The organism is Jatrophihabitans sp. (assembly GCF_051960575.1).
Classification (GTDB): Bacteria; Actinomycetota; Actinomycetes; order Mycobacteriales; family Jatrophihabitantaceae; genus JBQCEE01.
This window is the reverse complement of record NZ_JBQCEE010000120.1, coordinates 1-24,779: the sequence shown is the minus strand read 5'-3', so window position 1 is coordinate 24,779 and position 24,779 is coordinate 1. Positions and strand designations below refer to the sequence as shown.

Below are 24,779 nucleotides of genomic sequence, written 5' to 3'. Positions count from 1 at the left end.
CATCACCGTCGGTGGGGCGAAGCCGTGACCGGTTCGCAGGACGGTGTCACACAGGAAGACGGCGAGCTGCGCCATGTTCTCCGGGCCGCCCTCGACGAGGTACTTCAAGGCTTGGTGCGCGACGCCGACGGGTACCGACGACTGCGCCATCAATCCCGCATCAGGTACTGCCTCACCGCCGAGCACCACCACAGGCAGACCGCTGCCGAGAACGCTCGCCAGCCCGTCCGGCCACGTCGCCTCGCCGCCGAGCAACCGCACCACCGCGAGGTCAGCGCCGGCCAGCAGGGCCGGGACCTCGTCGGCAGCCACCCGGGTCGGATTGGCGCACCGCCACTGCACCGCGCCGTCGGCTGCGTGCGCCGCGAGCAGATCGGTGTCCGATGTGGAGAGCATGACGATCACGGGCGGTCTCCCAGCGTGGTACGCAGCGGCGGAAGCCCGGCCGGGGCCCCGTCGGTGATCAGCCGCTCGACGGCGGCGGTGTCGAGATGCTCGGCGACGGCCGCCCCGACGAGGTCGAGCTGGCGCTCGCGCAACGCACGCGCGTCTGTGTCCGGGGCCGGAACGAACTGCCGGCCGGCGGCGTCCGCGACCTCGCGGAGGAACGCCCGCCGGAACCGGTCACTGTCGAACGCACCGTGGAACGACGTCCCCCAGACCGCTCCGCGCTGCTGCCCGTCCAGGAAGGGCACGCAGTTCTCGACGACGTGCGTGATCCCATGATGGATCTCGTACGCCGTGTCGACGAGCTCATCGCGCCACGTGCCGCGCGAGCGGCGGACGGTCTTGTCGACCGCGAACCGGACCTCGGTCGGAAGCAGCCCGAGCCCGTCGACCTTGCCGGCCCGCGACTCGATCTCGTCGACGATCGTCGCCGCAAGCATCTGATGGCCGCCGCAGATTCCGAGGGTCGGCCGGCCGCGGCGGGCCCGCTCGACGATCACGTCGGCGATGCCGGACGACCGCAGCCAGGCCAGATCGCGGACGGTGGCCCGGCTGCCCGGTAGCACCGCAAGGTCCGCCGCCGCCACCTCCGCGGGCGACACCGTCCACTGCACCACGACCCCGGGCTCGCAGCCGAGGGCGTCGAGGTCAGTCGCGTTGGACGTCCGTGGCAGACGCACGGCGACGACGCGCAGAGCCTCGTCCCCGACCGGTGGGCCGCCGCTCACGGTGCGGGTCAAGGAGAGCGAGTCTTCCGCGTCCAGACCGATGCCGGTCAGCCATGGGACGACACCCAACATCGGGCGACCGGTCAAGGCGCGCAGTTGATCCAGCCCTGGCGCGAGCAGGCGTGCGTCGCCGCGGAATTTGTTGATCAGGAATCCGGCGACGAGTGACTGGTCCCGTCCCTCGAGCACAGCCAGGGTGCCGACCAGGGCGGCGAAGACGCCGCCACGGTCGATGTCACCAACGACCACAGTCGGGAGGGCGCGCTCGCGCGCGAGCCACATGTTCGCCAAATCCGTCGAGCGCAGGTTGATCTCGGCGGGGCTGCCGGCCCCCTCGCAGATCACCACCTCATAGCTGGTGCGGAGACGGTCGTAGGACTGCAGCACCGCCGCCCGCAGGTCGGTCTTCAGGTCCCGATATTCGAGCGCGCCTGCCTCGCCGAATGGCCTGCCGTGCACCAGGACGTGGCTGCGCGTGTCGCCGCCTGGCTTCAACAGCACAGGGTTCATGTCGACGGTGGGCTCGACACGGCACGCACGCGCCTGCATCTCCTGCGCGCGGCCTATCTCGCCGCCGTCGATCGTCACGGCCGAGTTGTTCGACATGTTCTGGGCCTTGAACGGCGCGACGCGCACGTCGCGGTCGCGCAGCCAGCGACAGATGCCTGCGGTCAGGAGGCTCTTGCCGGCGTCCGAACTCGCGCCCGCGACCAGCAGCGAACCTCTCACCGCGTAGCTCCGGCGAGCGTCGCAGCACAGCGCGTGGAACAGCCACCCGGCGTACAGGCTTTGGAGCCGTCAGTCGACGAAGGCGCCCACGTGCTTTCGGCCGGAACGACCGAGGGTGCCATCTACTCGACGGGCTGCGCCGGCGGATGGACGAATGCAGGGGGTGGCGAGACTGCACGCATGGTCGACCTCCGACGGGTTTCCGCGCCCTGGAATGTGCCGACGGCCGAAGTATCCTGGCTCCCGGATCGCAGCTTCCCTCGCCTTCCAACCCTTTCGGGCCGTGGCTGTTGAGGTTCGCTCCCCGGTGACAGTGGCGGGACCGCGCCGGATTCGCACCGGACTTCCTTCACTGCCGTCGGCGGTGACCTTGCCACACGCTGCGTCCGAAGCACAAACTGCGTCCGCCGACACCGCGGGAACCAAGCCGGGGCTCAGCTCCGGTCGCCGCGCGACGCGATGCCTCAGGTCCTCAGCCATGGGTCGGCCACGGGCACTGCATCATCGGCATGGTCGAGCACTTGAATGAGCAGACGATGATCATCAGTGGCGTTCGGTTGGTTGCTCAGGTCAGAGCTGCGGCCCGCTGATCGACCTCGTCATTGGAGCGGCTGGCCACGGGCTGGATGCGACGCCGGTGGTTGTGAACTCGGGGGATTGCCTGTCCTGGATCGGGTTGCCGGCCGCGAGTTGTTGCAGCGTCTCGTGGGCGCTCAGGGCCGCGGCCGTCCGATCGAGCACGGCCCGCAGAATTTCGTCTGCGTCGGCGCTGTCGTGCCATTCGACGGTGTCGGGATCGCGGTCGGCGGTGTGGTCGACGTAGAGGGTGTTACTGGTGCGGGCGCGGGTGGCGGCGACGTAGAGAGACTCGCGCGTCGTCGTTGCAGTGATGAGGGCGTGGGCGGTGTCGACGGTGCGGCCTTGAGCACGGTGGGTCGTGGTGGCGTAGCCGAGCTCGACGTGCCGGGTCGCGTAGGTCGGGGGCAGGACGACCACGCTCGCCTCGTCGGTGGCGGCCCCGCGGCGTTGCACGACCAGGCTGCCGTCGCGGTGGACGGTGTGGACGGTCCAGGTGTCGCCGTTGCGAACCCAGCGTCCGTCGGTGGTGCGGAGGCGGCGGTCGTTCTGGCGGGTGATGACGTGGTCGCCGATACCGGCGACGCCGCCCGCGGCGACGTCAATCGTCTCGGGTGACACTTCGCCGGCGGCGAGCCGTTCGGCGCGGGCGCGGAGGTTCAGCTCGGCGACCGAGGCATGGTCGTCGGCGATCATGATGGTGTCCAGGCCGGCGTCGGTGTCGGCCCGCCACGCCCGGTAGAGCTGGTCGAGCATGGCGTTCGGGTCGCCCGACTGGATGCGGCCGTGCGCTTGATATGCGTCAATGGCGGCGTGGTCGCCGGCGCGGAGTTGGAGGCTGGCGTCGCGTTCCCACTCGTGGGTGAACCGGCGGACGCCGGTCAGGGTGGGGGTGTCGGGCCGGTCGGCGGCAAGCATCCCGAACGCCCCACCGGCATCGATCGGGGCGAGCTGGCACCGGTCACCGACCAGCACCACCTTCGCCCCGACACGGCGGGCTTGGGTGGTGATGGCGTCGAGGGCCAGAGTGCCGGCGAGCCCGGCCTCATCGATCAGGACAAGTTGCCCGGGCCGGAGTGTCCACCGCCGCCAGTCCGCCTCCAGTTCGTTGAGTCGTGCGTGGAGGCGTCGGGCGTGGACGGTGGACGGGCTGCTGGTCTCGCGCTGGATCCGGTCGGCGAGGGCGTCGAGCTGCGCACGCCGGGCTGGGGTCTTGGTGGTTTCGTGGAGCCATTTGGCGGTGTTCTCGGTGTCGATGCCGAGCTCGTCGGCCAGCACCTCAGCTGCCGCGGCTGACGGCGCGAGACCGAGCACCGAGCCAGGACCGTGCGTGGTCTCCCACGCGGCGCGAAGCGCGGCGAGGGAGACGGTCTTGCCCGTCCCGGCCGGCCCGACCAGCAGATCTAAGGTGCGGCCGGAGGTCGCGACCGCCGCGACGGCGGCGGCCTGATCCGGCCCGAGCGTGACGCTCCGCCCCGGCACCGAAGCAGTGAGGATGTGGGTCACGGTGGCGGGGTGGACTGCGGGGCCTGTGGTGTCGCGGCCGGCGTCGAGCAGCCGGGTCTCGGCGTCGAGGATCTCGCGGGTCGTGAAGATCGCGGCGACCCGTTCCCGCGCCCTCCGCGGAGTGCCGATCGCGACGGCCGGGCCTGGCGGTGTGAGGGGGAGGGCTTGGTCGAGGGCGGCGTCGGTCATCCGGTCCGCGACCTGGAGCCGGTCGGCGGGGGTGGCGAACCGGAGGCCGTGGAGTTGCCGGTGGACTTCTGCGAGGACGTTGCCGTGGCTGAACGTGGACCGGCGCCGGCCGACCGTCGCGAGCGCGACGACGGCCGCCTCACGGAGCATCGGCGGGTCGACGTCCGCGGCAGTGAGGACCGGCAGCACGTTCCGGGCGGCCAAGCCGGCGGCCCACCGTGCCGGGTCGGGGCCGATGTGGAGGCGGGCGCGGTCGGTCCAGGCGGCGACCTGCTCGGCGAGGGTCCGCAGCTGCTTGTCCGGCCTCGTCTCGAGCGTGGCCTGCTGGCGGAGCCGCAGCACCTCGACCGGGGAAGGTTGCCGGCCGTGCTCGGCCGTGAACCGGGCGACGAGCTGGTTCTTCGTGGTCTCGATGTCCTGCGACCGCCGCGAGAACTCCTCCACCAACGACCTCGGGACGCCGTCGATGTCGTGCCGCGGCACCGGCGAATGCCGGCGCGCGTGCTCGGCCCACGCGTACCCGAGCCGCGCAGCGAGGAGATCCTGGACGACGCCTTCGTGGAGCTCGGACAGCGCGACGACGTACTTGTGCAGCGTCCGCGAATCGAGCGTCCGCCACACCCCGTCGAGGGTCTGGACACGGTTCGCGACCACCACATGGGTGTGCAGGTGCGGGTCGCCGGCCCGGCTGTCCCAATGATCGAACGCCGCCGCGACGACCCCGCGGACCGGTTCCTGCAGCACGCCGTTCGCGCCGGTGCGGGAGCAGAACACCTGCTCCTCCGCCCACCCCAGCACCATGCGGATGGCGTCGCGGTGCGCGGCGTGGATCGCGGCCTGGGTCGCGGGGTCGGCGACCGCCCAGACCGCCGAGACCGACTTCGGGACCGAGAACGTCAGGTCGAACCCGGCGACCGGCCGCTTGATCGACCGCTCCCGAACCCGCTCCTCAGCCTCGATCGCAGCGACCGCCTCCGCCCGCGCCGCGTCGTCCAGGTCCGCCGGGACGGCGTCGACGCGAGCGGCGATCCGCTGGCCCAGCGGGGCCGGGAATCGCTGCGGGAGACGCCCGAGCGGCTGCCCGGTGATGGGGTCCTCGAGCATCCCGAGCAGGTGGAACAACTGCCGCTGCGACACCTCATTGCCGACCGCCAGACCTGCACCGTCACCCAGACCGGCGAGCCCGGAACCGAGCCAATAGCCCGGCGGCGTCCCCGACTCGGCGTAGTACCGCGTCAGTGGCGACGCGGCCGGTGCGGTGACGTCACCGCGCGCGCCCGGGCGGAGCAGGGACACGTACCCCCCCCCCGACTCAACCGCCGGATCGACACCGTCACGCCCTACAGGGCCCGCCGTTGGGTGACCGCAACGGGAGGTGACCGGCCGTGGCCGCATCTCGATGCCAGACGCGTGGAGGCGGTGAGGCGTGCAGGTGATGGTGCGGATGGCGTAGCGGCTTGGGTCAGGGGTCGCGATGGCGAGGAGCGGTCCTCGGGATGACCTTGGTCGGGAGGCTGGCGGGGCTTGCGCGGACGGCGATGATCTTCGGGTGACCGATGCGCGCGAGAAGCCTCGACGGCACGCGATCTCCGCCCGCCTCGAGCAGCGCCGGCTCGCCGGGGATCAACGCGCCGGGTCGTGGGCTCGTGGCGAAGCGGCACGGCGTGAGCTGGCCTTCGTGCAGCGGGTCTGGCGGGTCTTCGCCGTCATGCTGCTCGTCGCGGCCGGGCTGATCACCAGCGTCGCGTTCCTCGTGCCGGCCGGATTCGTGCGCGGCCTGGTCGTCGGCGCACTGGCAACCGCGGCCCTTGCGAGCCTGTGCGTGATGACCATGCAGGCAAGCGGTTCGGCCTGGACGCGGATGGGCGCGACCGCCGAACATTGGACGGCGTCGGAGCTTCGACCGCTGCAGCGCTCGGGCTGGCGGTTGCTCAACCACTACCTCCTCGGCAGCGAGATCGATCATCTGTTGATCGGGCCGGCGGGTGTCATCGTGGTCGAGACCAAATGGAGCCGGACCACCTACCGGCTCGACGGCACAGATCGGCTCCTCGCCGACGCGCTGACCCAGGTCAAGCGGAATGCGCGGCAGGTCGAGCTCTGGAACGAGGTCCGTGCTGCCCGCTGCACGGTGCAGTCGGTGTTGTTCCTGTGGGACGCGGAGCCGGCGCAGGGGCCGCCGCCTGAGGAACCGGTCGTCATCGACGGCGTTCACATCATCACCGGTCGACGCACGGCGGCGGCCTGGCGTCGTCGGGTCGAGCAGACTGGGCAGTCGGTTGCGCCGGATGCGCTCGACAAGCTGGTCGCGGCAGCGATCGAGCAGTTGGCCAAGCGTGACCGGCACGTCGCCGACGCCGAGACGCTGGCACCCAGTATCGAGCGCGGGGTCTGGATCGCTTGCGGTTGCGTGATCGCGGCGCTGACCGGCTGTCTGATCGTGCTCGAGCCGCTCTCGCACGGCTGGCGATGGTTGACGCTGCCGGTCGGTGTGGCCGCGGTAGCCGCAGGCCTCTTCGCTCGGCGCATCAAGGTGATCAGGCTCGTCGCCGATGCGTGGTTGGCGGCGGTTATCGCAGCCGGCGTCCTGGCAGCCATCGCCGAGGCGATCGGCTGAGGACGTTCCCCCGACGTCAGGGCCTCAGGGTGAGACCCGAGGATCGCGGAGGTACGTGATGGACAGACTCTTGACCGTTCCCGAGGCAGCCGAGCGGCTGAACACGTCGGAGCGCTTCATCCGCCGGCTCATCAACGAGCGGCGGATCCAGTTCATCCGCGTCGGCCGGCATGTACGGATCGCCGAGCGGGTACTCGACGGGTTCGTCGGTGCCGGCGTCGTCGAGCCGGTGCTGCTGCGGCGCACCCGGGCCGGCCGATGATCAAGCGCCGCTTCGGCAGCATCCGCCGGCTCCCGTCCGGTCGCTGGCAGGCGCGCTACCGCGGCGAGGACGGCTTGATGCGTCCGGCGCCGATCACGTTCGAGCGCCGAGCCGACGCCGATCGCTGGCTCGCGCAGGAGGAACTGCTGATCGCAAACGGCGACTGGGTCAACCCGGACGCCGGCCTCGTGGCCTTGAGCGACTACGCGACCCGGTGGGTCAAGGAGCGCGCCAACCTCCGGCCGAAGACGCGGCAGCTGTACGAGGGCCTCGTCCGCCGGCACATCAATCCGACGCTCGGCGCGATGCCGCTCGTCGACCTCTCCCCCGCGCGCATCCGCTCGTGGCGGGCCGACCTCATCGAAGCGGGCGTCTCGCCGACCACCACCGCGAAGGCGTACCGCCTGCTCCGCACCGTCCTCGCGACCGCCGTCGAAGACCGGCTGCTGCGCGACAACCCCTGCCGCATCCGCGGTGCGTCGGCCGAACGGCCGCCGGAACGGCCGACCCTCACCGTCGAGCAGGTCTTCGCGCTCGCCGACGGCATGCCGGCCCGGTACCGCGCGCTCGTGATGCTCGGCACCTTCGCGAGCATGCGGTTCGGCGAGCTCGCCGCGCTGCAGCGCCAGCATCTCGACGTCGACACCGGGATGATCGACATCCGTGTCGCCCAGGTCGAGCTCGGCACCGGCGAGCTGGTCACCGGGCCGCCGAAGACTGCCGCCGGCCGTCGCGTCGTCGCCGTCCCCACCCAGCTGTTGCCCGACCTGCGCCGCCACCTCGAGAGCTTCGTCGGCCCGAGCCCGACCGACCTCGTCTTCGCGGGCCCGAAGGGCGCACCGCTGCGCCGCAGCAACTTCCAGAAGGCGTGGCAGCAGGGGCTCGAGGCCGCCGGACTTACCGGCGTCCACTTCCACGACCTGCGGCACACCGGCAATACGCTGGCCGCCCAGGCCGGGGCGACGATGTCCGATCTCATGGCCCGGATGGGCCACGCCAGCACCCGTGCGGCGCAGATCTATCTGCACACCACGTCGCAACGTGACCGCGTCGTCGCCGATGCGCTGGACAACATGCTCACCGCACGAAGTGGCACGCGTGTGGCACGCGAGCCCGTCGGCGCGTCCCGAGTTGATCTCGGAAATGACGAAGGCCCCGAGATCCGGGGCCTCCAGCGTGGAGCGGGTGACGGGAATCGAACCCGCACTGTCAGCTTGGGAAGCTGATGTTCTGCCATTGAACTACACCCGCAGAGCGTGACGATCCTATCGTCCCGGTGCAGCGCCACCGACCGGGATGTCGCCGCCGGCTGGAGCCCGCTGACAGCATCAAGATCCAGTCGGCTCGGCCGACCCGGATGGTCGAACAGGCCCAGGGCCCGCTGGCGGCATCACGATCCGGACAGGGGGCCCGTGCCGAGGCTCCGGACGCGCGCACGACGACGACCTCGGCTAGACATGTCGCATGGTGAACCGCGGGGTGCGTGTCGTGGCCGAAGCCGTCAATCGCGTGCTCGTGACGCCGACGGGCGTGAGCGGCTGGCAGAAGCAGCTCGGCACCGACGCCGTCGAGCAGGCGGTGCGTGGGAGGACGATCATGGTCACCGGGTCGTCGTCCGGCATCGGCGAGGCGGCCGCCCGCCAGCTCGCAGCGGCCGGGGCACACGTCCTGCTCGTCGCGCGCAGCGCCGAGACGCTGCAGCGCCTCGCGAAGGAGATCGCGGACGAGGGCGGCCGGGCCGCGGCGCACCCCTGCGACCTCACCGACTTCGCCGCGCTCGACGCCGTCGTCGCCGACGTGATCGCGCAGCACGGCGGCGTCGACGTGCTGGTGAACAACGCCGGGCACTCGATCCGCCGGCCGGTCATGCAGTCGCTCGACCGGTTCCACGACTTCGAGCGGCAGCTGCAGCTGAACTACCTGGCGGCGATCCGGCTGACGCTCGGGTTGCTGCCCACGATGCGCGAGCGCGGCAGCGGGCACATCGTGAACATCTCGACCTGGGCGGTGCAGGTGCGCCCCGCGCGGTTCGCGGGCTACGTCGCGTCGAAGGCCGCACTCGAGGCGTGGAGCGACAGCGTCCAGGGCGAACTGCTGGCCGACGGCATCCTGTTCACGACGATCCGCATGCCGCTGGTGCGCACACCGATGATCGCGCCGACCCGGCTCTACCGGAGAGTCCCGGCCCTCACGTCGGAGCAGGCCGGGCGCACGGTCGTCGACGCGGTCGTGCGGCGGCCGCGCCGGCTGCGGCCGGTGTTCAGCCCGCTGCTCGACCTCACCGACTCGATGAGCCCCCGCTCGCTGGACGCGGTGCGCAGCCGGGTGATGTGAGCTCAGGCCACGGCGTGCAGGTGGCGCCGCAGGCCCGCCCAGAACGCCCGGGCGGCGGCGTCGTCCGCGTGCGCCATCAGCCACCGCACCACCAGGGCCGCGCGACGCGGGCCGAGCAGGTCGAGCATGCGGTCGACGTCGTCGCGGTGGGCCCGCAGTTCGTCGGCGTCGTGGCGGCGCAACCATCGTCCGAGGCCGTCGATCGTCGCGCCGGCCGGCTCGCCGAACGCCGCCGCGTCCGCCACGCTCGCGGCCAGGGCGGACGCGGTGCTCCACGCATCGGCGCGGTCACGCGGTTCGGTGGCGAGCATCGGGGTCTCCCTTCTGCGGCGGACATCCTGACCAACGACCCCGCGGGCGGCCGGTGACGCGGGCCTAGGGTGACGGTGACCGCGCACGTGAGGCCGACGAGAGGACGCATCGCCGTGACCATCGAGCAGGAGCACGCGGCGCCGGCCGCGGCCGCGACGACCGGCCCCGGGCGCGACCGGCAGACGTCGATCTACCGACAGGGTGTGCTCGGCCGGCGACCCGTCGTCCCGACCGACTTCGCCACCCTCGAGCGGGCGGCGCGCGCGGCGAGTTCGGCGGAGGCGTGGGCCTACGTCGCGGGTGGCGCCGGCGAGGGGCGGACGATGCGCAACAACCGCCGCGCGTTCGACCGCTGGGTCACCGTGCCGCGCATGGCGCACGGGCACACCACGCGCGACCTGTCGACCACCGTCGTGAACACCCGGCTCACCAGCCCGTTGCTGCTCGCGCCGGTCGGGGCCGGGGCGCTCATGGGCGCCGACAGCGACCTGCAGATCGCGCGGGCGGCCGCCGCCACCGGCGTCCCGTACATCTTCAGCAACCAGGGCTGCAACCCGATGGAGGACTCCGCGGCGGCGATGGGCGCGACGCCGAAGTGGGTGCAGCTCTACTGGAGCACCGACGAGGCCCTGGTCGACAGCATCCTGCACCGGGCCGAGGCGATCGGCGCCGAGGCCGTCGTGGTCACGCTCGACACGACGATCCTCGGCTGGCGGCCGCAGGACCTCAACCTCGGCTCGTTGCCGTTCGCGAAGGGGCTCGGCATCGCGCAGTACACGTCCGACCCGCGGTTCCGCGAGATCGTCGCCGAGCGGATCAAGCGGGCGGTGAAGCAGGACGTCGAGGTCACCCTCGGGGCCGTGCGCACGCTGCTGCAGATGAGCCGCAACCACCCCGGCCGGTTCCTCGACAACCTCCGCTCGCCCGAGCCCCGGGCCTCGGTCGAGACCTTCCTGGACATCTACTCGAACCCCGGGCTGAGCTGGGACCACCTCGCGACGCTGCGCGACCGCACCCGGCTGCCGGTCGTGCTCAAGGGCATCCTGCACCCGGACGACGCCCGCCGCGCCTTCGACCTCGGCGTCGACGCGATCGTCGTCAGCAACCACGGCGGTCGGCAGGTCGACAACGCGGTCGCCTCGCTCGACGCGCTGATCGACATCCGCGCCGCCATCGGCCGCGGGCCGACCGTGCTGCTCGACAGCGGCATCCGCACCGGCGCCGACGTCTTCACCGCCCTCGCACTGGGTGCCGACGCGGTGCTGCTCGGCCGACCACACATGTACGGCCTCGCGATCGCCGGGCAGCGCGGGGTGGAGGAGGTCGTGCGCAACGTCGTCGCCGAACTCGACCTCACGATGGCGCTCTCCGGCGCGCGCTCGATCGCCGAGATCGACGAACGCTTCGTGCGCCCCAACCCGTCGTTCTGAACGGCGGCCGGTCGCGGTTTGTCGCGCACGGTCAAGATCCGGGGACGCGAGGCACCGCACGATGGACGGCATGAAGCGCGCCCTCGCCCTGCTCGCCGCTGCCGTCACCGCCGTCACGACCGCGGTCGCCGTCGCCCCGAGCGGCGCCTCGGCCGCCACCGCCTACGCGCCGCTGAACCGTCCCGGCCCGCGGCTCACCGTCCCCGCGGCGAAGCTCGCCGCGTCGCTGCTGTGCCACGGCAACCTCGCCGCCGGTCGGCTCGAGCCGGTGCTGCTGAACCCGGCCACCGGGGTGACGCCCGAGCAGAACTACTCGTGGAACTACGAGCGCGCGTTCACCGCCCAGCACCGGCCGTGGTGCGCGGTGACCATGCCGTACCACACGCTCGGCGACATCACCGTCGCCGGCCAGTACCTCGTGCACGCCATCCGGTTCATGTACGCGAAGGCGGGACGGCGCATCGCGATCCTCGGGCACAGCCAGGGCGGCATGTCGATGCGCTGGGCCCTGCGCTTCTGGCCGGGCACGCGGCACATGGTCGACGACGTGATCGGCATGGCCGGCTCGACCCACGGCACGACCGCGCTGCCGCACCTGCCCGGCACCACGCTGCCGCCCGCCTCGTGGCAGCAGGGCGCGGACGCCAAGTTCATCAAGGCGTTGAACTCGTCCGCCGAGACGTTCCGCGGCATCAGCTACACCGAGATCTTCACCCACACCGACGAGGTCGTGCAGCCCAACTACAGCGACGCCGTCTCGGCCTCCGCGCTGCACACCGGCGGCGGGGCGATCACCAACGTCTCGACGCAGGACATCTGCCCGCTCGACATCGACGAGCACCTCTACGTCGGCACCGTCGACCCGGCCACCTACGCGCTCGTCATGGACGCCCTGAACCACGCCGGGCCGGCACGGCCTGGCCGTATCGACCGCAGCGTCTGCACCCGGCTCTACCAGCCCGGGGTCGACCCGACGACGGCCGGCTTCTACCTGCAGCAGCTGCAGGCGCTGCCCGGTCTCATCGGGGTCGCCGCGCCGGTGAACCCGGTCGGGGCGCCGGAGGTCACGGCCGAGCCGAAGCTGCCCTGCTACGTCTTCGCGTCCGGCTGCTGAAGCAGCTCGGCACCGAGCCGCAGGATGTCGAGCGCGCGGTCATAGGGCCCCGCTTCGGACGCGAGCACCGCACTCACGATCTGCAGCCCCTCGACGAGCGTGGTCGTCGGCACGCCGCGCGCCGTCAGCACCTCGCGCAGCCAATCAATGAACTCGGTGAACACGCTGGCGTCGTCGACGTAGAGCGCGGCGGCGAGGAAGTCGAGGATGTGTTCGAGGTCCTCCTCGGCACGACCGCGCTGGTAGGCGTTGTAGCGCGCCACCGTCGGCACGTCGGCCATCATGCGCTGCAGGCTCTCGTGCACGATCTCGGTGCGGCGGCGGCGCAGCAGAGCCAGGACGTCGGCGGGTGCGCGGTGGCGCGGCGGCGGCGTGACGAAGACGGGCAGGCCGCCGCGCTCGACGAGCCGCACCGCGCTGCGGGCGTCCGGCGCCCAGGCGTTGGCACCGAGCGCGAGTCCCCACCGGCCGTCGGTGCCGAAGCCACGGCCGCCGATGAGCACGGGGATGCCGGCACCCCGCGAAGCCTCGATCATCTCCCGCGCGGCAGGCAGGCGGGTCGCCAGCGCGCACGAGATGGCCGTGACGTCCGGGCCGACCTCGTGCAGCAGCTGGGCGAGGTGGCGTGCGGGCACCGACGCGCCGAGGAAGGTGACCGCGTAGCCGCTGCCGCGGAACGCGGTGCTGAGCACCCGCGACGGCAGTGCATGCCACTCGCCGTCGGCGCACGTGATCACGATCGAGCCGCGCCGTTCGGTCGGCTGCACGCGGTTGGCGAGCGCGTCGACGACCTCCTCGCTGATGCTGGTCGCGCGGTGCTCCTGCGCGATGTTCCACTCGTCGGCGGCCCAGAGCCGGCCGACCTCCGCCTGGGCCGCGCACACCACGTCGAGCACGTCGAGCAGCGGCTCACCGTCCTCGAGCGCCCGCTCGGCGAGCTTCACCGCGAGCTGGGCGTCGCCTTCCTCGAGGGCCGCCCAGTACTCGGTGAGGTTCACGAGGCACACCGCACGGCGACGATGGCGATGTCGTCGTGCGGGCGGCCGCCGAGATGTTCCAGCACCCGCTGCATCAGCCGCTCGGTGACCGCCTGCGCGGTGAGCCCGGCGCAGTCGGCGAGCAGCTCCTCGAGCGGCTCGACACCGAGCAGCCCACCCTCGCCCCGGGCTTCGGTGGCGCCGTCGGTGTAGCAGACGAGCGTGTCGCCCGGAGTGAGGTCGAGCTCGTAGGGCACCAGGTTCACCTCCGGCAGCATGCCGATCAGCGTGCCCTCGCACGGCAGCGTCGTCACGTGTCCGTCGTGCAGCAGCAGCGGCGGCGGATGACCGGCCACGGCGATGCGCGCGCGCAGGCCATGTTCGCCCGGCCGCACCACCCCGTAGACCGCGGTGACGAACTTGGTGCCGCCCTCGGCGAGCAGCGTGTCGTTGAGCAGGCGCAGGGTCGCGGCCGGGTCGTCGATCATGCGCGCGGCGATGCGCAGGGACTGCCGCACCTTGCCGGTGAGCACCGCCGCCTCGACCCCCTTGCCGCAGACGTCACCGATGGCCAGCGTCCAGCTGCCGTCCGCCTGGGGCCAGACGTCGTAGAAGTCGCCGCCGATCTGGGTGGTCTCCTGCGCCGCCCGGTACGACGCGCCGAGCTCGACCCCCGGCAGCGCGGGCAGTGCGGCCGGCTGCAGCGACGCGCGCAGCGTCGAGGCCAGCGTCGCCCGTTCCTCGTACACGCCGGCGGCCGTGATGGCGATCGACGCGCGGCGGGCGAGGTCCTCGAGCAGCACCGCGGTCTCGTGGGCGGTGGCCGCGGGTGTCCAGACGGCGAGGGCGGCGCGTCCGATCGCGGCGGTCGACAGCGGCGCCGTGACCAGCGCACCGGCGTCCGGCACGGCCGGTACCTGCCAGGCCGCGCGCACCGCCTCGGGCAGCGGCGCCTCGAGCACCTGCGCCTGCGCCCCGGCGCGCTGCAGCACGGCGACGACGTCCGGGTCGAGCGACCGGACCGTGCGGGCTTGCGCGCCGCGCGCGAAGTCGTCGGCGCCGCCCGTGTCCATCCGCCGCAGCATGGTGCCGTCGGAGACGACGATCGAGGCCCACGACCCGAGATCCGGCACGACGAGGTGGACGACGCAGGCCAACGTGCGGCGCAGGTTCAGCGAACCGGCCAGGGCGTCGGCCACCCGCAGGGCGAAGCGGGTGCGCTCGCCGTCCTCGACCGCGGTCAGATGGCGACGCCCGGGTCGGAACGAGTCGTGTCCTCGTCGTGCCGGCGGTCGTCGAGCTCGAAGACGTCGGCGTCCTGCCCCCCGCTGGCGGGCAGGGCGAGGGCGAACCACACCTCCTTGCCGTCGTCGAGCGTGGTCACCCCCCAGTCGGTGCTGATCGCCGCCACGAGGTGCAGGCCGCGGCCCGAGGTCGCGTACGGGTCGGCCATGTGGCCGACGAGCGGATGGTCGAGCGCGGGCTCGCCGTCACGGACGGACACGATGACCCGACCGTCGAGCACGAGCTTCAGGACGATGTCGGTGCCGGCGTGCCGCACCGCATTGGTGACGAGCTCGGTCGCGCCGAGCGCGACGTCGTCGGACAGCTCGCCCAGGTTCCACGCGGCGAGGGTCTGTCGGGCGAACTCGCGACCCTGCCGCGCACTCGTCGGTATCGGCGGCAGCACGATGCTCTGCTCCGCGCGGTTCATGGCCGCTCCCCTTGGTGCATGGCGCGTGCGGTGGTCAGTCGGCTCGGCGACGACCGCAGTGCGGCGTCGACGGTCGTGTACTGCGGGAAGATCTCGGACAGGCCGCAGATCTCGATGACCCGCTTGATGAGGTGGTGGGTGTAGACGACCCGGACCCAACCGTCCTGGCCGACCGTGCGGTGGGCGCTGACGAGCGCCTGCACCACGGACGAGTCGATGAACGAGACGTCGAGCAGGTCGACGACGAGCCGAAGCTCGCCCGCGGCCAGGGCGTCGTCGAGCGGCTCCGCCCACGTGGGATCGGAGGAGTCGAGCTCCCCTGCCATCGCCACCACGACCGGGTCGTCCCCTCGGACGGCCGACGCTTCCATCTCGTCACCTCCTCGTCCAGACGTTCCTTCCCAGATTAGGCCCGGAAATCTCGGGGTAGACAATCCCGCCCCCTGTGCTTGGGGGCACAGGGGGCGGGTGTGACTGCTGGGACGAATTCCCGAGCGCCGACTAGAAGGCGCGGAAGTAGAGGAACTCGTTGGTCGGGATCGGGCCGACGACCGTCTTGTCGCCCTTCTTGATCAGCGACGCGATGTAGCCGTACGAACCGTGGGCGCGGATCGCCGCCATGGTCTTCGGGCTGAGCACGCCGATGACGCGCACGTCCCACCACTCCGGCTTCCGGTTGTTCAGGTCGGTCACGAAGTGGTCGTGCTCCGGCAGCGCGTAGTTCTTGAGCGCGTCGGTGAGCTGCGCGTCGGTGAGCGACGGGAACAGCGGCTTGAGGGCCGGCTCGAGACGGCTCAGGTCGATGGTGCCGCCGTGGTCGACGCAGACCAGGTTGCTGGGGCAGTGGATGTGGGAGCGCGGCACCGAGAAGCCCAGCGGCACGGTGACGTACAGCGGGTCGTGCTGCGGGCTCGGGGCCTTCTTCCACTGGGCGCCCGCCTCGCAGCCGGTGCTCGCGGCCGACGACACCGACGTGTCGCAGTAGAAGCCGCGCGAGTAGTTGAAGCGCACGCCGTGGCCCTTGTAGAAGCCGACGGTCGAGCCGAACTCGTTGATGCCGTGGCCCACGCTGGTGCCGTTGCTCGGCGGGGCGCTCGTCGCCGCGAGCGAGAGCGCGGCGCCACCCGTCACGAGCACGGCGGCCGACGCGGCGATGACGCCCACGCGACGGCGGAACTTGCCTGTGGTCTTCACGCGACCAGCCTCCTGTTCGAGCCGCCCCACGGCGGCTTCCGCTGTGAGTTCGCTCTGGATCAGCAGGCGGTTCTACGAGAGACGAAGAATTTGGGACCGGATCGATCGGGACCTCGGCCCCGACAGCGGTCACGCGCAGCTTCCGCGTAGGTTCGGGTCATGGACACGCTCCGGACGCCGGACGAGCGCTTCGCCGGCCTCACCGACTTCCCGTACGAGCCGCAGTACGCCGATGTGCCGGATCAGGACGGCGGGACGCTGCGCATGGCCTGGGTCGAGGTCGGGCCGGCCGACGGCGAGCCGGTGCTGCTGCTGCACGGCGAGCCGACGTGGGGCTACCTGTACCGCAAGATGATGCCGGTGCTCGCCGACAACACCGGGCTGCGCGTCATCGCTCCCGACCTCGTCGGCTTCGGCCGGTCGGACAAGCCCGCCTCGGTCGACGACCACAGCTACGCGCGCCACGTCGAGTGGGTGCGCTCGCTCGTCCTCGACGTCCTCGACCTGCAGCGCGTCACGCTCGTCTGCCAGGACTGGGGCGGCCTCATCGGCCTGCGCCTGGCCGCCGAGCACCCCGACCGCTTCGCCCGCATCGTCGCGGCCAACACCGGCCTGCCGACCGGCGACCAGGACATGCCCGAGATCTGGCACCAGTTCCGCGAGGCCGTCCAGGGCGCGCCCACCCTCGACATCGGCCGCTTCGTCGCCGCGGGCTGCCGCCGCGGGCTCACCGACGAGGCACGGGCCGCCTACGACGCGCCGTTCCCGGACGAGTCGTTCAAGGCCGGCCCGCGGGCCATGCCCGGGCTCGTCCCGTACCAGCCGGACAACCCGGCGTCCGAGGCCAACCGGGCGGCCTGGAAGACCCTGGCCGCGTCGACCACGCCGATGCTCGTCGCCTTCAGCGACGGCGACCCGATCACCGGCGCCATGGCACCGATCCTGCAGCAGGCGATGGCAGGCACGGCCGGTCGCGAACACCCGACGATCACCGACGCCGGGCACTTCCTGCAGGAGGACGCCGGGCCGGTGCTCGCCGCGCACGTCCTCGGCTTCGTGAAGTCGACGCCGCTGTCCTGACGGACCGCGCCCGCGACCGGCTCGCTAGCCTGCGTCCATGCTGCTGAGCGACCGCGACATCCGCGCCGAGGTCGAGTCCGGACGCGTCGTCATCGACCCGTGGGACGCCGGGCTCGTCCAGCCCTCGTCGGTCGACGTGCGGCTCGACCGCTTCTTCCGCGTGTTCAACAACAGTCAGTACACGCACATCGACCCGGCGCAGCAGCAGGACGACCTCACCACGCTCGTCGAGCCGAAGGGCGACGAGCCGTTCGTGCTGCACCCGGGCGAGTTCGTGCTCGGGTCGACGCTCGAGGTCGTGACGCTGCCGGACGACATCGCGTCCAGGCTGGAAGGCAAGTCGAGCCTGGGCCGACTCGGCCTGCTCACGCACTCGACGGCCGGGTTCATCGACCCGGGCTTCAGCGGCCACATCACGCTCGAGCTGTCGAACGTGGCGAACCTGCCGATCACCCTCTGGCCGGGCATGAAGATCGGCCAGCTGTGCCTGTTCCGGCTGTCGTCACCGGCCGAGCACCCGTACGGGTCGGCGGTGTACGGCTCGCGCTACCAGGGGCAGCGCGGGCCCACACCGAGCCGGTCGTACCAGAACTTCCGGCGCTGGCCGACCGCCTGACCGGTCAGGTCCAGCGCACCTGCACCGTGTCGGCCCACGCCCGGGCCAGTGAGTCGTCGCCCTGCAGGCGGGCGGCCGACGGGCGGTTCCAGAGCCAGAGGTAGAGGTCGGACGACGTGCCGGCGACGACGAGGTCGGCGTCGGCCGCGTCCGCCCGCTCGGCCTGCGTGCGCTCGCCACCGAACCGGACGGTCCACGACGGCCCGTCGTCCGAGCGCAGCGCCATCGTGGCCGCGCGGTCGAGGCGGTTGCTGCGGCGCGCCGCGAAGCCGAGCAGCAGTTCGGCCAGCCCGTCCTCGGCGAAGCGGGTGGCGAACGGCGTGACGTCACCGGCCGCCGACTCGACGTCGACGCGGTGGATGGCCGTCTCGTGCGCCTGCCGCCGCACCCAGAACTCGAGCGGCGACGCCGCGGGCAGGAAGGTCGGCAGGCTCACCCCGGCCGGGGTCGCCCGCAGCGTCTCGAGCAGGAACGCCGCGCCCGCGGTGAACCAGTCGAGCAGCTCGGCGTCGTCAGGAGCCGTCGTACCGACGGCCCGGCCGAGTTCGGTGTCGGTCGAGGTGCGCCGCTCGCCGACCACGTCCGCCGCCCAGCGATGCACGCCGCCGACGTGCGCGACGACCTCGCGCACCGTCCAGTCGAGGTGTTCGACCTTCGTGTCGAGCCCGGCGACCGAGGCCGCGCCGGCCAGGGCGGCCGCGTCGGCCTGCAGCTGGCCGAGCAGGTCGTCGGTGGTCATGAGGTCGGCACGGTGCCGGGCCGGGTTCGAGGTCATGACCGATGCCTACCCGATCGCGGCCGCCCCGCTCAGACGAGCTTGTGCATCCAGCTGTGCGGGTCGGGCTTCGTGCCGGTCTGCAGGCCGAGCAGGTGCTCGCGCAGCTGCATCGTGATGGGGCCGGGCGTGCCGTCGCCGACCGTCCACTCGTCGGTCGCCGACTTCACCGACCCGACCGGGGTGATGACCGCGGCGGTACCGCACGCGAAGACCTCGGTGAGCGCGCCGGACGCGTTGCCCTCGCGCCACTCGTCGGTCGAGATCTTGCCCTCCTCGGCGGTGATGCCGAGGTCGCCGGCGAGCGTGAGCAGCGAGTCGCGGGTGACGCCGGGCAGCAGCGTGCCGGTCAGCGACGGCGTGACGATGCGGGCCGACGAGCCGGAGCCGTACACGAAGTACAGATTCATGCCGCCCATCTCTTCGACCCACCGGTGCTCGGCGGCGTCGAGCCAGACGACCTGGTCGCACCCCTGCGAGGTGGCGTGCGCCTGCGCGACGAACGCGGCGGCGTAGTTCCCGGCGCACTTCGCCTCGCCCGTGCCGCCCGGCGCTGCGCGGGTGTACTCGGTCGAGAGCCACACCTTCACCGGCTTCACGCCGCCCTTGAAGTACGCGCCGGCGGGCGAGGCGATGAGCAGGTAGGTGTAGGACGACGACGGGCTGTTCACGCCGAGCCCGACCTCGGTCGCGATCATGAACGGGCGGAAGTAGAGCGACTCCGCCGGGTCGTCCGGCACCCACGCCCGGTCGATCTCGGCGAGCGCCTGCAGCGACTCGACGAACAGCTCGGTCGGCAGCTCGGCCATGGCGAGCCGCTGCGCCGAGCGCTGGAAGCGGCGGGCGTTGGCCTCGGGACGGAAGGTCGCCACCGACCCGTCCGGCTGCCGGTACGCCTTGAGCCCCTCGAAGATCTCCTGCCCGTAGTGCAGGGCGGCGGTCGCCGGGTCGAGGGTGAGCGGGCCGTAGGGCATGACCTCGACGTCGCCCCACCCGTCGGCCGCGGTCCAGTCGATGCGCACCATGTGGTCGGTGAAGTACCGGCCGAAGCCGGGTGCGGCGAGGATCTCGGCGCGCTCGGCGTCGCTGCGCGGGGACGGGTTGCGGGTGATGCGAAGGGCCATGGTCCGTCATCCTAGTTTCCGGACGCGGGGAAAGACCCTCGATTTCCTGTCAGCCTCCGGCGATCGCCTGCTGCGAGGTGAGCAGCTGGACGAGCGTGCCGACCTCCTCGTCGGTCGCGGCCAGCACGACCGAGGGCAGCGCCTTGGTCAGCATGGTCAGCAGCTCGTCGCGGTCGACGGCGCGGTGCTCGATCCAGCGGATCACGCACTCCTCGGCGAAGGCGACCCAGCCGTGCACGGCGAGCGTCGCCCGCGGGGTGAGCTCGAAGCCGAGCTCGCCGACGATGTCGACCACCCGCTGCGCCAGCGTCGCGCGGGTCTCGTCGAAGATCGCCCGCATGTCGGCGTCGCCCGACGCCGCGCCGCGTACGAGCGACTTGTAGCTGTCGGGGTTCTCCTCGACGTAGTCGACGAAGTTCGTGAGCGCGTGTTGCAGCGCATCGAGCAGCGGCAGCGAGCGGTCGGGCTCCGTGCGCGCCAGCATCTCGGCGGCGGCGGCGCGCGCGACCGCGAGGTGGAAGTCCTGCTTCGAGGCGAAGTAGTGGAACAGCAGGCCGCGCGAGATGCCCGCCTGCGCGGCGATCTCCTCGACCGACAGCTCGTCGAGGGTGCGGGTGGCCAGCATCTCGACACCGAGTTCGATCAGCTGGGCGCGGCGGGCCTCGGGGCTGAGCCTCACTCGCTTGGCGGCGGTCACGCGTCCAGGATAGCCTTATTGAACGCGAGCCAGGAAGCTCTTGACCGACGTTCAGTAAGGCTCTACTGTAACGCCATGACACACACACTCCCGGCCCGGCCCGACACCGCCGCGGCGAGCGTCGGCTCCGGCCGCCGCGAGGTCGGCGTGCTCATCGTCGGTAGTGGGTTCGCGGGCCTCGGCGCCGCCATCCGCCTCGCCCAGCAGGGTCGTGAGGACTTCCTCGTGCTCGAGCGTGCGTCCGAGGTCGGCGGCACCTGGCGCGACAACACCTACCCCGGCGCGGCGTGCGACGTGCCCTCGCACCTGTACTCGTACTCGTTCGCGCTGAACCCGAACTGGTCGCGGTCGTTCTCGCCGCAGGGCGAAATCCAGAAGTACCTGCGGCAGACCGCGCGGGACGCCGGTGTGCTCGACAAGCACCGCTTCGACACCGAGATGCTGCAGGCCACCTGGGACGAGGCGTCGCAGCGCTGGCTGGTCGACACCACCAACGGCAACTTCAGCACGAAGGTCCTCGTGCCCGCCGTCGGCGCACTCGCCGAGCCGTCCCTGCCGGACATCCCCGGCGCCGACTCGTTCCGCGGCCACGTCATGCACACGGCGCGCTGGGACCACTCGGTCGACCTGCGCGGCAAGCGCGTCGCGTTGATCGGCACCGGCGCGTCGGCCATCCAGGCCGGGCCGAAGCTCGCCGAGCAGGTCGGGCACCTCACCGTCTTCCAGCGCACCGCGCCGTGGGTGATGCCGCGCCACGACCGCACCTACCCGGCGGTCGAGAGCTTCGCCTACCAGCACGTGCCCGGGTTGCAGCGCCTCGCGCGTGAGGCGATCTACTGGGGACGCGAGAGCTACATGCTCGGCTTCAGCGGCCTCACCCCCGCGCTGCTCATGGCGGCGCAGCAGATCGCCAAGCACAACATCGACAAGGCGATCAAGGACAAGGCGCTGCGCGCGGCGGTGACGCCCGACTGGCGGATCGGCTGCAAGCGCATCCTCATCAGCAACGACTGGTATCCGATGCTCGCGCGCGACAACGTCTCGCTCGAGACGGGCGGCATCGCCGAGATCCGGTCCGACTCGATCGTGACCAGCGACGGCACCGTGCACGAGGTCGACGCGATCGTCTTCGCCACCGGCTTCCACGTCACCGACTCGCCGATGTTCTGGCGCATGACGGGGGTCGACGGCCGCAGCCTGGGCCAGGTCTGGGACACCGAGGGGCAGCAGGCCTACAAGGGTGCGGCGGTCGCCGGCTTCCCGAACATGCTGCTCATCGTCGGCCCGAACTGCGGGCTGGGGCACTCGTCGATGATCTTCATGATCGAGTCGCACATCAACTACCTGCTGAGCGCCCTCGACACCATGGACGACCAGGGCATCACCCGCTTCGAGATCCGGCGCGCGGCGCAGCAGCGGTTCAACGACGACCTGCAGCAGCGCATGAAGCGCACCATCTGGTCGACGGGCGGCTGCTCGTCGTGGTACCTCGACAAGCACGGACGCAACACCACCCTCTGGCCGGGCTTCACCTTCGAGTTCCGGCTCGCCACCCGTCGCTTCGACGTGGCGGCGTACACGACCAGCAGGACCTCGGAGAGGACGACGGCATGACGGACGTACGCGGCAAGGTCGCCGTGGTGACCGGCGCGGGCTCGGGCATCGGGCGCGCGCTGGCCTACGAACTGGCCCGGCTCGGGGCGAAGGTCGCGATCAGCGACGTCGACACCGCCGGCCTCGCCGAGACGGCGCGGAAGGTCGAGCTCATCGGCGCGCCGGTGCACTCGCAGCGCCTCGACGTCACCGACCGCGACGCCGTGCTGCTCTACGCGGCGACCGTGGCCGAGCACTTCGGCACGGTGAACCTGATCTTCAACAACGCGGGCATCGCCTTCACCGGCGACATCGAGGACATGACGTTCGAGCAGATCGAACGCGTCATGGACGTCGACTTCTGGGGCGTCGTCAACGGCACCAAGGCGTTCCTGCCGCACCTCATCGCCTCGGGCGACGGACACGTCGTCAACATCAGCTCGGTGTTCGGGCTCTTCTCGGTGCCTGGCCAGGCCGCGTACAACTCGGCGAAGTTCGCGGTGCGCGGCTTCACCGAGGCGCTGCGCCAGGAGATGCTGGTCAACTCGCGTCCGGTCGCGGTGACCTGCGTGCACCCCGGCGGCATCAAGACCGCCATCGCGCGCAACGCCGGCGCGGTCGAGGGGCACGACGTCAAGCAGCTCGCCGAGGTCTTCGACGCCAAGCTCGCCAAGACCTCGCCCGAGTCGGCGGCAAAGCAGATCCTCGCCGCGGTGCGGCGCGAGTCGCCGCGTGCGCTGATCGGCCTCGACGCGAAGATCTTCGACAAGCTGATCCGGCTGGTCGGCCCGCGCTACCAACGCGTGCTCGCCGCCGGCGCCCGCCGCCTCCTGCCGCCTGCCGTCGCGGCGCCGCTCAAGGCCGTCGGCGAGAAGGCCACCGCGCGCCGCTGAGCTGTCCGCGCCCGCTGCTGAGCGCCCGCCGGGGCCCGCGCATCGGGCACACACGCCGCGGCCCGTCCCGATCCGTCGGGTCGGGCCTCCGCCGTTGCCGAGGCTGCCTTTATCCCGCAGCACCGGGACATCGGGGTCGGAAATCCCGGAGCAGCGGGACACGGCGTCCGGTTCTGCCGGAGCAGCGGGACAAGCGCGTCCCGACGCTGCCGTGTCCGCTCGGCCCCGGCACCCGAGCAGTGCGTGGCCACGCTGCGGGTTCCGGCCCGGCGCGTCCGCCCACAGCGGCGCCACACCCGCGTGCGGGCCGAGGCCCAGCGGGACAGGCGCGTCCCTGGACGCGGTCAGCGAGGCGTGATCGTCCCCGCGAGGTGCGGCTTGCCGTTGCGGGCGTTGCGGACGTCGAGCTCGAACCCGGACCCGCGCGACGGCGTCGACACGGCGATCGTCGACGGCAGGAAGACCGGGGTCTTGAACGCCACGTCGACGTCGTAGGCGTCGGGCAGGCGTCCCTCGAGGGTGGCGAGCGTGCGCGCCTTGAGCCACATGCCGTGCGCGATGGCCGACGAGAAGCCGAAGGCCCTCGCCGTCAGCCCGGTCAGGTGGATCGGGTTGCGGTCACCCGACACGGCGCCGTAGCGCCGCCCGATGTCCGAGGGCACGCGCAACCGGGTGACCCCCGTCGGCTCGGGCACCGCGGCGGGCCGCGGCGACTTCTCGCCGGACGACGCCCCGCGCCGCAGGTAGGTCGAGCGGGACGACCACACGGGCTCGCCGGCGATCGTGACGTCCGCCAGCACGTCGAACTGCTGCCCGGCCGGGTGCGGACGCAGGTCGGCGACACGCACCTCGAACGACGGCGTCTCCCCCGCCAGGACCGGACGCCGCACCTCGATCGTGTTGTTCACGTGCACCGACCCGATGAGCGGGAACGGGAACGCGCGCTGCGTCATCAGCTCGACCGACAGCGGGAACGCGAGGATGTGCAGGTAGGTCGGCGGCAGCACGTCCGTGACCCGGAACCCGCACACCTGCTGGTAGGCCGCCAGGTGATCGGCGTCGATGGTGACGTCGGCCAGCCGGTACACGTCCGTCGGCAGCGATCCGCCGCGATGCAGCGGGCCCATCAGCGCCGCCTTGGCGAACAGCGGGCCCAACGACGGCGACGACGTGAACTCGCGCACCGAGGTCGTCGACGACGCCACCGTCACGCCCCCAGGAAGTTCTGCCCGCACACGCGCAGCGTCTGCCCGTTGATGCCACCGGCGCCCGGCGACGACAGGAACGAGACGGCCTCGGCGATGTCGATCGGCAGGCCACCCTGCTGCAGCGACGAGAGCCGACGGGCGACCTGACGGGTCGCGAGCGGCATCGCGGCCGTCATGTCGGTCTCGATGAAGCCCGGCGCGACCGCGTTGATCGTCGACGAGCCCTTGGCGGCGAACGCGTCTGCGTAGGCGCGCACCAGACCGATGACGGCGGCCTTCGTGGCGCCGTAGTTCGTCTGGCCGCGGTTGCCGGCGAGCCCGGTCGTCGACGAGAGGCACACGACCCGAGCCTGGTCGTTGAGTGCATCCGAGCCGAGCAGCGCCGCGTTGATGCGCAGCTGCGACTCGAGGTTGACCGCGAGCACCGAGTCCCACTGCTCGGGCTTCATGTTCGCAAGCAGCTTGTCGCGGGTGATCCCGGCGTTGTGGATCAGGATGTCGACGCCCCCGTACCGCTCTCCCAGATGTCCGAGCAGGGTGGCCGGCGCGTCGGCTTTTGCGATGTCGAGTTGCAGCGTCGCGGCGCCGATGCGGTTGGCCACGCTCACCAGGCGCTCGCCCGCGGCCGGCAGGTCGGCCGCAACGACCCGCGCTCCGTCGCGGG

23 protein-coding genes, 1 tRNA gene, 1 pseudogene and 1 riboswitch are annotated in these 24,779 nt (G+C 71.8%); of the genes and pseudogenes, 10 read left to right on the top strand and 15 right to left on the bottom strand.

Translation table 11 applies throughout. From position 1 onward, the window contains the following. The 3 genes and pseudogenes from cobN to mobF form a co-directional block, all read right to left on the bottom strand. Positions 1 to 396: pseudogene (gene cobN / locus ACTHMS_RS06470) on the bottom strand (cobaltochelatase subunit CobN); the annotation flags it as partial. Positions 397 to 401: 5 nt separating this feature from the next. After that, entirely contained in the window at positions 402 to 1,904 is a 1,503-nt protein-coding gene (locus tag ACTHMS_RS06465; protein ID WP_440305848.1) for a cobyric acid synthase, read from the bottom strand. Between the two features lie 229 nt (positions 1,905 to 2,133). Continuing rightward, positions 2,134 to 2,254, bottom strand: a riboswitch (cobalamin riboswitch). A 220-nt stretch (positions 2,255 to 2,474) separates the two neighbouring features. After that, positions 2,475 to 5,471: a MobF family relaxase gene (mobF, locus tag ACTHMS_RS06460; protein ID WP_440305847.1), complete on the bottom strand. Its 2,997-nt coding sequence runs from the start codon at positions 5,469 to 5,471 to the stop codon at positions 2,475 to 2,477. Positions 5,472 to 5,724: 253 nt separating this feature from the next. Here mobF and ACTHMS_RS06455 point away from each other — a divergent pair, with 253 nt between their 5' ends. From ACTHMS_RS06455 to ACTHMS_RS06445, 3 genes are read left to right on the top strand one after another with little or no spacing between them, the layout of a single operon-like run. After that, positions 5,725 to 6,792 (top strand): nuclease-related domain-containing protein, encoded by a 1,068-nt coding sequence (locus ACTHMS_RS06455; protein ID WP_440305846.1) that lies wholly within the window; start codon positions 5,725 to 5,727, stop codon positions 6,790 to 6,792. Between the two features lie 58 nt (positions 6,793 to 6,850). Then, complete coding sequence (locus ACTHMS_RS06450; RefSeq protein ID WP_440305845.1) at positions 6,851 to 7,054, top strand: excisionase family DNA-binding protein; 204 nt, start codon at positions 6,851 to 6,853, stop codon at positions 7,052 to 7,054. Further along, positions 7,051 to 8,280: a tyrosine-type recombinase/integrase gene (locus tag ACTHMS_RS06445; RefSeq protein ID WP_440305849.1), complete on the top strand. Its 1,230-nt coding sequence runs from the start codon at positions 7,051 to 7,053 to the stop codon at positions 8,278 to 8,280. The genes ACTHMS_RS06450 and ACTHMS_RS06445 overlap by 4 nt, the downstream gene beginning before the upstream one ends. Here ACTHMS_RS06445 and ACTHMS_RS06440 read toward each other — a convergent pair. Continuing rightward, a tRNA-Gly gene (locus tag ACTHMS_RS06440) sits at positions 8,232 to 8,305 on the bottom strand. The two genes, ACTHMS_RS06445 and ACTHMS_RS06440, sit on opposite strands and share 49 nt — an antisense overlap. 237 nt (positions 8,306 to 8,542) lie before the next feature. On the opposite strand from ACTHMS_RS06440, the gene ACTHMS_RS06435 reads away from it, so the two are divergent. Next, the gene (locus tag ACTHMS_RS06435) at positions 8,543 to 9,388 is read left to right on the top strand and encodes an SDR family NAD(P)-dependent oxidoreductase (protein ID WP_440305844.1); all 846 of its coding nucleotides are present in this window, start codon (positions 8,543 to 8,545) and stop codon (positions 9,386 to 9,388) included. Positions 9,389 to 9,390: 2 nt separating this feature from the next. On the opposite strand, the gene ACTHMS_RS06430 is transcribed toward ACTHMS_RS06435, so the two are convergent. Then, positions 9,391 to 9,699, bottom strand: coding sequence for a hypothetical protein (locus ACTHMS_RS06430; RefSeq protein WP_440305843.1), 309 nt, complete (start codon positions 9,697 to 9,699; stop codon positions 9,391 to 9,393). A 114-nt stretch (positions 9,700 to 9,813) separates the two neighbouring features. Here ACTHMS_RS06430 and ACTHMS_RS06425 point away from each other — a divergent pair, with 114 nt between their 5' ends. Both ACTHMS_RS06425 and ACTHMS_RS06420 read left to right on the top strand, forming a co-directional pair. Further along, positions 9,814 to 11,130, top strand: a complete 1,317-nt coding sequence (locus tag ACTHMS_RS06425) for an alpha-hydroxy-acid oxidizing protein (protein ID WP_440305842.1) — start codon at positions 9,814 to 9,816, stop codon at positions 11,128 to 11,130. A 70-nt stretch (positions 11,131 to 11,200) separates the two neighbouring features. After that, a complete protein-coding gene (locus tag ACTHMS_RS06420; protein WP_440305841.1) occupies positions 11,201 to 12,244 on the top strand; it encodes an esterase/lipase family protein in 1,044 nt (347 codons plus the stop codon). On the opposite strand, the gene ACTHMS_RS06415 is transcribed toward ACTHMS_RS06420, so the two are convergent. The 5 genes from ACTHMS_RS06415 to ACTHMS_RS06395 all read right to left on the bottom strand — a co-directional run bounded on the left by ACTHMS_RS06415 (position 12,220) and on the right by ACTHMS_RS06395 (position 16,129). Further along, the gene (locus ACTHMS_RS06415) at positions 12,220 to 13,242 is read right to left on the bottom strand and encodes a cobalamin-dependent protein (RefSeq protein WP_440305840.1); all 1,023 of its coding nucleotides are present in this window, start codon (positions 13,240 to 13,242) and stop codon (positions 12,220 to 12,222) included. The two genes, ACTHMS_RS06420 and ACTHMS_RS06415, sit on opposite strands and share 25 nt — an antisense overlap. Beyond that, a complete protein-coding gene (locus tag ACTHMS_RS06410) occupies positions 13,239 to 14,420 on the bottom strand; it encodes a PP2C family protein-serine/threonine phosphatase (RefSeq protein ID WP_440305839.1) in 1,182 nt (393 codons plus the stop codon). The genes ACTHMS_RS06415 and ACTHMS_RS06410 overlap by 4 nt, the downstream gene beginning before the upstream one ends. Before the next feature lie 41 nt (positions 14,421 to 14,461). Then, positions 14,462 to 14,935, bottom strand: a complete 474-nt coding sequence (locus tag ACTHMS_RS06405) for an ATP-binding protein (protein ID WP_440305838.1) — start codon at positions 14,933 to 14,935, stop codon at positions 14,462 to 14,464. Beyond that, positions 14,932 to 15,306, bottom strand: coding sequence for an STAS domain-containing protein (locus ACTHMS_RS06400; RefSeq protein ID WP_440305837.1), 375 nt, complete (start codon positions 15,304 to 15,306; stop codon positions 14,932 to 14,934). The genes ACTHMS_RS06405 and ACTHMS_RS06400 overlap by 4 nt, the downstream gene beginning before the upstream one ends. Before the next feature lie 130 nt (positions 15,307 to 15,436). Then, on the bottom strand, positions 15,437 to 16,129 hold the full coding sequence (locus ACTHMS_RS06395; protein ID WP_440305836.1) for a hypothetical protein: 693 nt from the start codon (positions 16,127 to 16,129) through the stop codon (positions 15,437 to 15,439). A gap of 159 nt (positions 16,130 to 16,288) precedes the next feature. Here ACTHMS_RS06395 and ACTHMS_RS06390 point away from each other — a divergent pair, with 159 nt between their 5' ends. Together ACTHMS_RS06390 and dcd are read left to right on the top strand one after the other, a co-directional pair. After that, the gene (locus ACTHMS_RS06390; RefSeq protein WP_440305835.1) at positions 16,289 to 17,209 is read left to right on the top strand and encodes a haloalkane dehalogenase; all 921 of its coding nucleotides are present in this window, start codon (positions 16,289 to 16,291) and stop codon (positions 17,207 to 17,209) included. Positions 17,210 to 17,246: 37 nt separating this feature from the next. Further along, positions 17,247 to 17,825: a dCTP deaminase gene (gene dcd / locus ACTHMS_RS06385; RefSeq protein WP_440305834.1), complete on the top strand. Its 579-nt coding sequence runs from the start codon at positions 17,247 to 17,249 to the stop codon at positions 17,823 to 17,825. Between the two features lie 4 nt (positions 17,826 to 17,829). On the opposite strand, the gene ACTHMS_RS06380 is transcribed toward dcd, so the two are convergent. The 3 genes from ACTHMS_RS06380 to ACTHMS_RS06370 are packed head-to-tail and all read right to left on the bottom strand — an operon-like array spanning position 17,830 to position 20,421. Then, positions 17,830 to 18,600, bottom strand: a complete 771-nt coding sequence (locus tag ACTHMS_RS06380; protein ID WP_440305833.1) for a maleylpyruvate isomerase family mycothiol-dependent enzyme — start codon at positions 18,598 to 18,600, stop codon at positions 17,830 to 17,832. A gap of 32 nt (positions 18,601 to 18,632) precedes the next feature. Further along, positions 18,633 to 19,724 (bottom strand): branched-chain amino acid aminotransferase, encoded by a 1,092-nt coding sequence (locus ACTHMS_RS06375; RefSeq protein WP_440305832.1) that lies wholly within the window; start codon positions 19,722 to 19,724, stop codon positions 18,633 to 18,635. 49 nt (positions 19,725 to 19,773) lie between these two features. After that, on the bottom strand, positions 19,774 to 20,421 hold the full coding sequence (locus tag ACTHMS_RS06370) for a TetR/AcrR family transcriptional regulator (RefSeq protein WP_440305831.1): 648 nt from the start codon (positions 20,419 to 20,421) through the stop codon (positions 19,774 to 19,776). Between the two features lie 75 nt (positions 20,422 to 20,496). On the opposite strand from ACTHMS_RS06370, the gene ACTHMS_RS06365 reads away from it, so the two are divergent. Together ACTHMS_RS06365 and ACTHMS_RS06360 are read left to right on the top strand one after the other, a co-directional pair. Beyond that, entirely contained in the window at positions 20,497 to 22,035 is a 1,539-nt protein-coding gene (locus tag ACTHMS_RS06365; RefSeq protein ID WP_440305830.1) for a flavin-containing monooxygenase, read from the top strand. After that, entirely contained in the window at positions 22,032 to 22,907 is an 876-nt protein-coding gene (locus ACTHMS_RS06360) for an SDR family NAD(P)-dependent oxidoreductase (RefSeq protein WP_440305829.1), read from the top strand. The genes ACTHMS_RS06365 and ACTHMS_RS06360 overlap by 4 nt, the downstream gene beginning before the upstream one ends. Positions 22,908 to 23,251: 344 nt before the next feature. Here the strand turns inward: ACTHMS_RS06360 and ACTHMS_RS06355 are convergent, their stop codons facing one another. Both ACTHMS_RS06355 and ACTHMS_RS06350 read right to left on the bottom strand, forming a co-directional pair. Beyond that, positions 23,252 to 24,118, bottom strand: a complete 867-nt coding sequence (locus tag ACTHMS_RS06355; RefSeq protein WP_440305828.1) for a MaoC/PaaZ C-terminal domain-containing protein — start codon at positions 24,116 to 24,118, stop codon at positions 23,252 to 23,254. Then, positions 24,115 to 24,779 (bottom strand): SDR family oxidoreductase (locus ACTHMS_RS06350; RefSeq protein ID WP_440305827.1); only part of this gene is annotated, 665 nt, incomplete at its 5' end. The genes ACTHMS_RS06355 and ACTHMS_RS06350, both read right to left, overlap by 4 nt.

Excerpts from the sequence above, each read along its gene's own strand:
- ACTHMS_RS06450 (WP_440305845.1), top strand. The coding sequence starts at position 6,851 with ATGGACAGACTCTTGACCGTTCCCGAGGCAGCCGAGCGGCTGAACACG.
- ACTHMS_RS06445 (WP_440305849.1), top strand. The coding sequence starts at position 7,051 with ATGATCAAGCGCCGCTTCGGCAGCATCCGCCGGCTCCCGTCCGGTCGC.
- ACTHMS_RS06430 (WP_440305843.1), bottom strand. The coding sequence starts at position 9,699 with ATGCTCGCCACCGAACCGCGTGACCGCGCCGATGCGTGGAGCACCGCG.
- ACTHMS_RS06420 (WP_440305841.1), top strand. The coding sequence starts at position 11,201 with ATGAAGCGCGCCCTCGCCCTGCTCGCCGCTGCCGTCACCGCCGTCACG.
- ACTHMS_RS06405 (WP_440305838.1), bottom strand. The coding sequence starts at position 14,935 with ATGAACCGCGCGGAGCAGAGCATCGTGCTGCCGCCGATACCGACGAGT.
- ACTHMS_RS06400 (WP_440305837.1), bottom strand. The coding sequence starts at position 15,306 with ATGGAAGCGTCGGCCGTCCGAGGGGACGACCCGGTCGTGGTGGCGATG.
- ACTHMS_RS06390 (WP_440305835.1), top strand. The coding sequence starts at position 16,289 with ATGGACACGCTCCGGACGCCGGACGAGCGCTTCGCCGGCCTCACCGAC.
- dcd (WP_440305834.1), top strand. The coding sequence starts at position 17,247 with ATGCTGCTGAGCGACCGCGACATCCGCGCCGAGGTCGAGTCCGGACGC.
- ACTHMS_RS06380 (WP_440305833.1), bottom strand. The coding sequence starts at position 18,600 with ATGACCTCGAACCCGGCCCGGCACCGTGCCGACCTCATGACCACCGAC.
- ACTHMS_RS06375 (WP_440305832.1), bottom strand. The coding sequence starts at position 19,724 with ATGGCCCTTCGCATCACCCGCAACCCGTCCCCGCGCAGCGACGCCGAG.
- ACTHMS_RS06365 (WP_440305830.1), top strand. The coding sequence starts at position 20,497 with ATGACACACACACTCCCGGCCCGGCCCGACACCGCCGCGGCGAGCGTC.
- ACTHMS_RS06360 (WP_440305829.1), top strand. The coding sequence starts at position 22,032 with ATGACGGACGTACGCGGCAAGGTCGCCGTGGTGACCGGCGCGGGCTCG.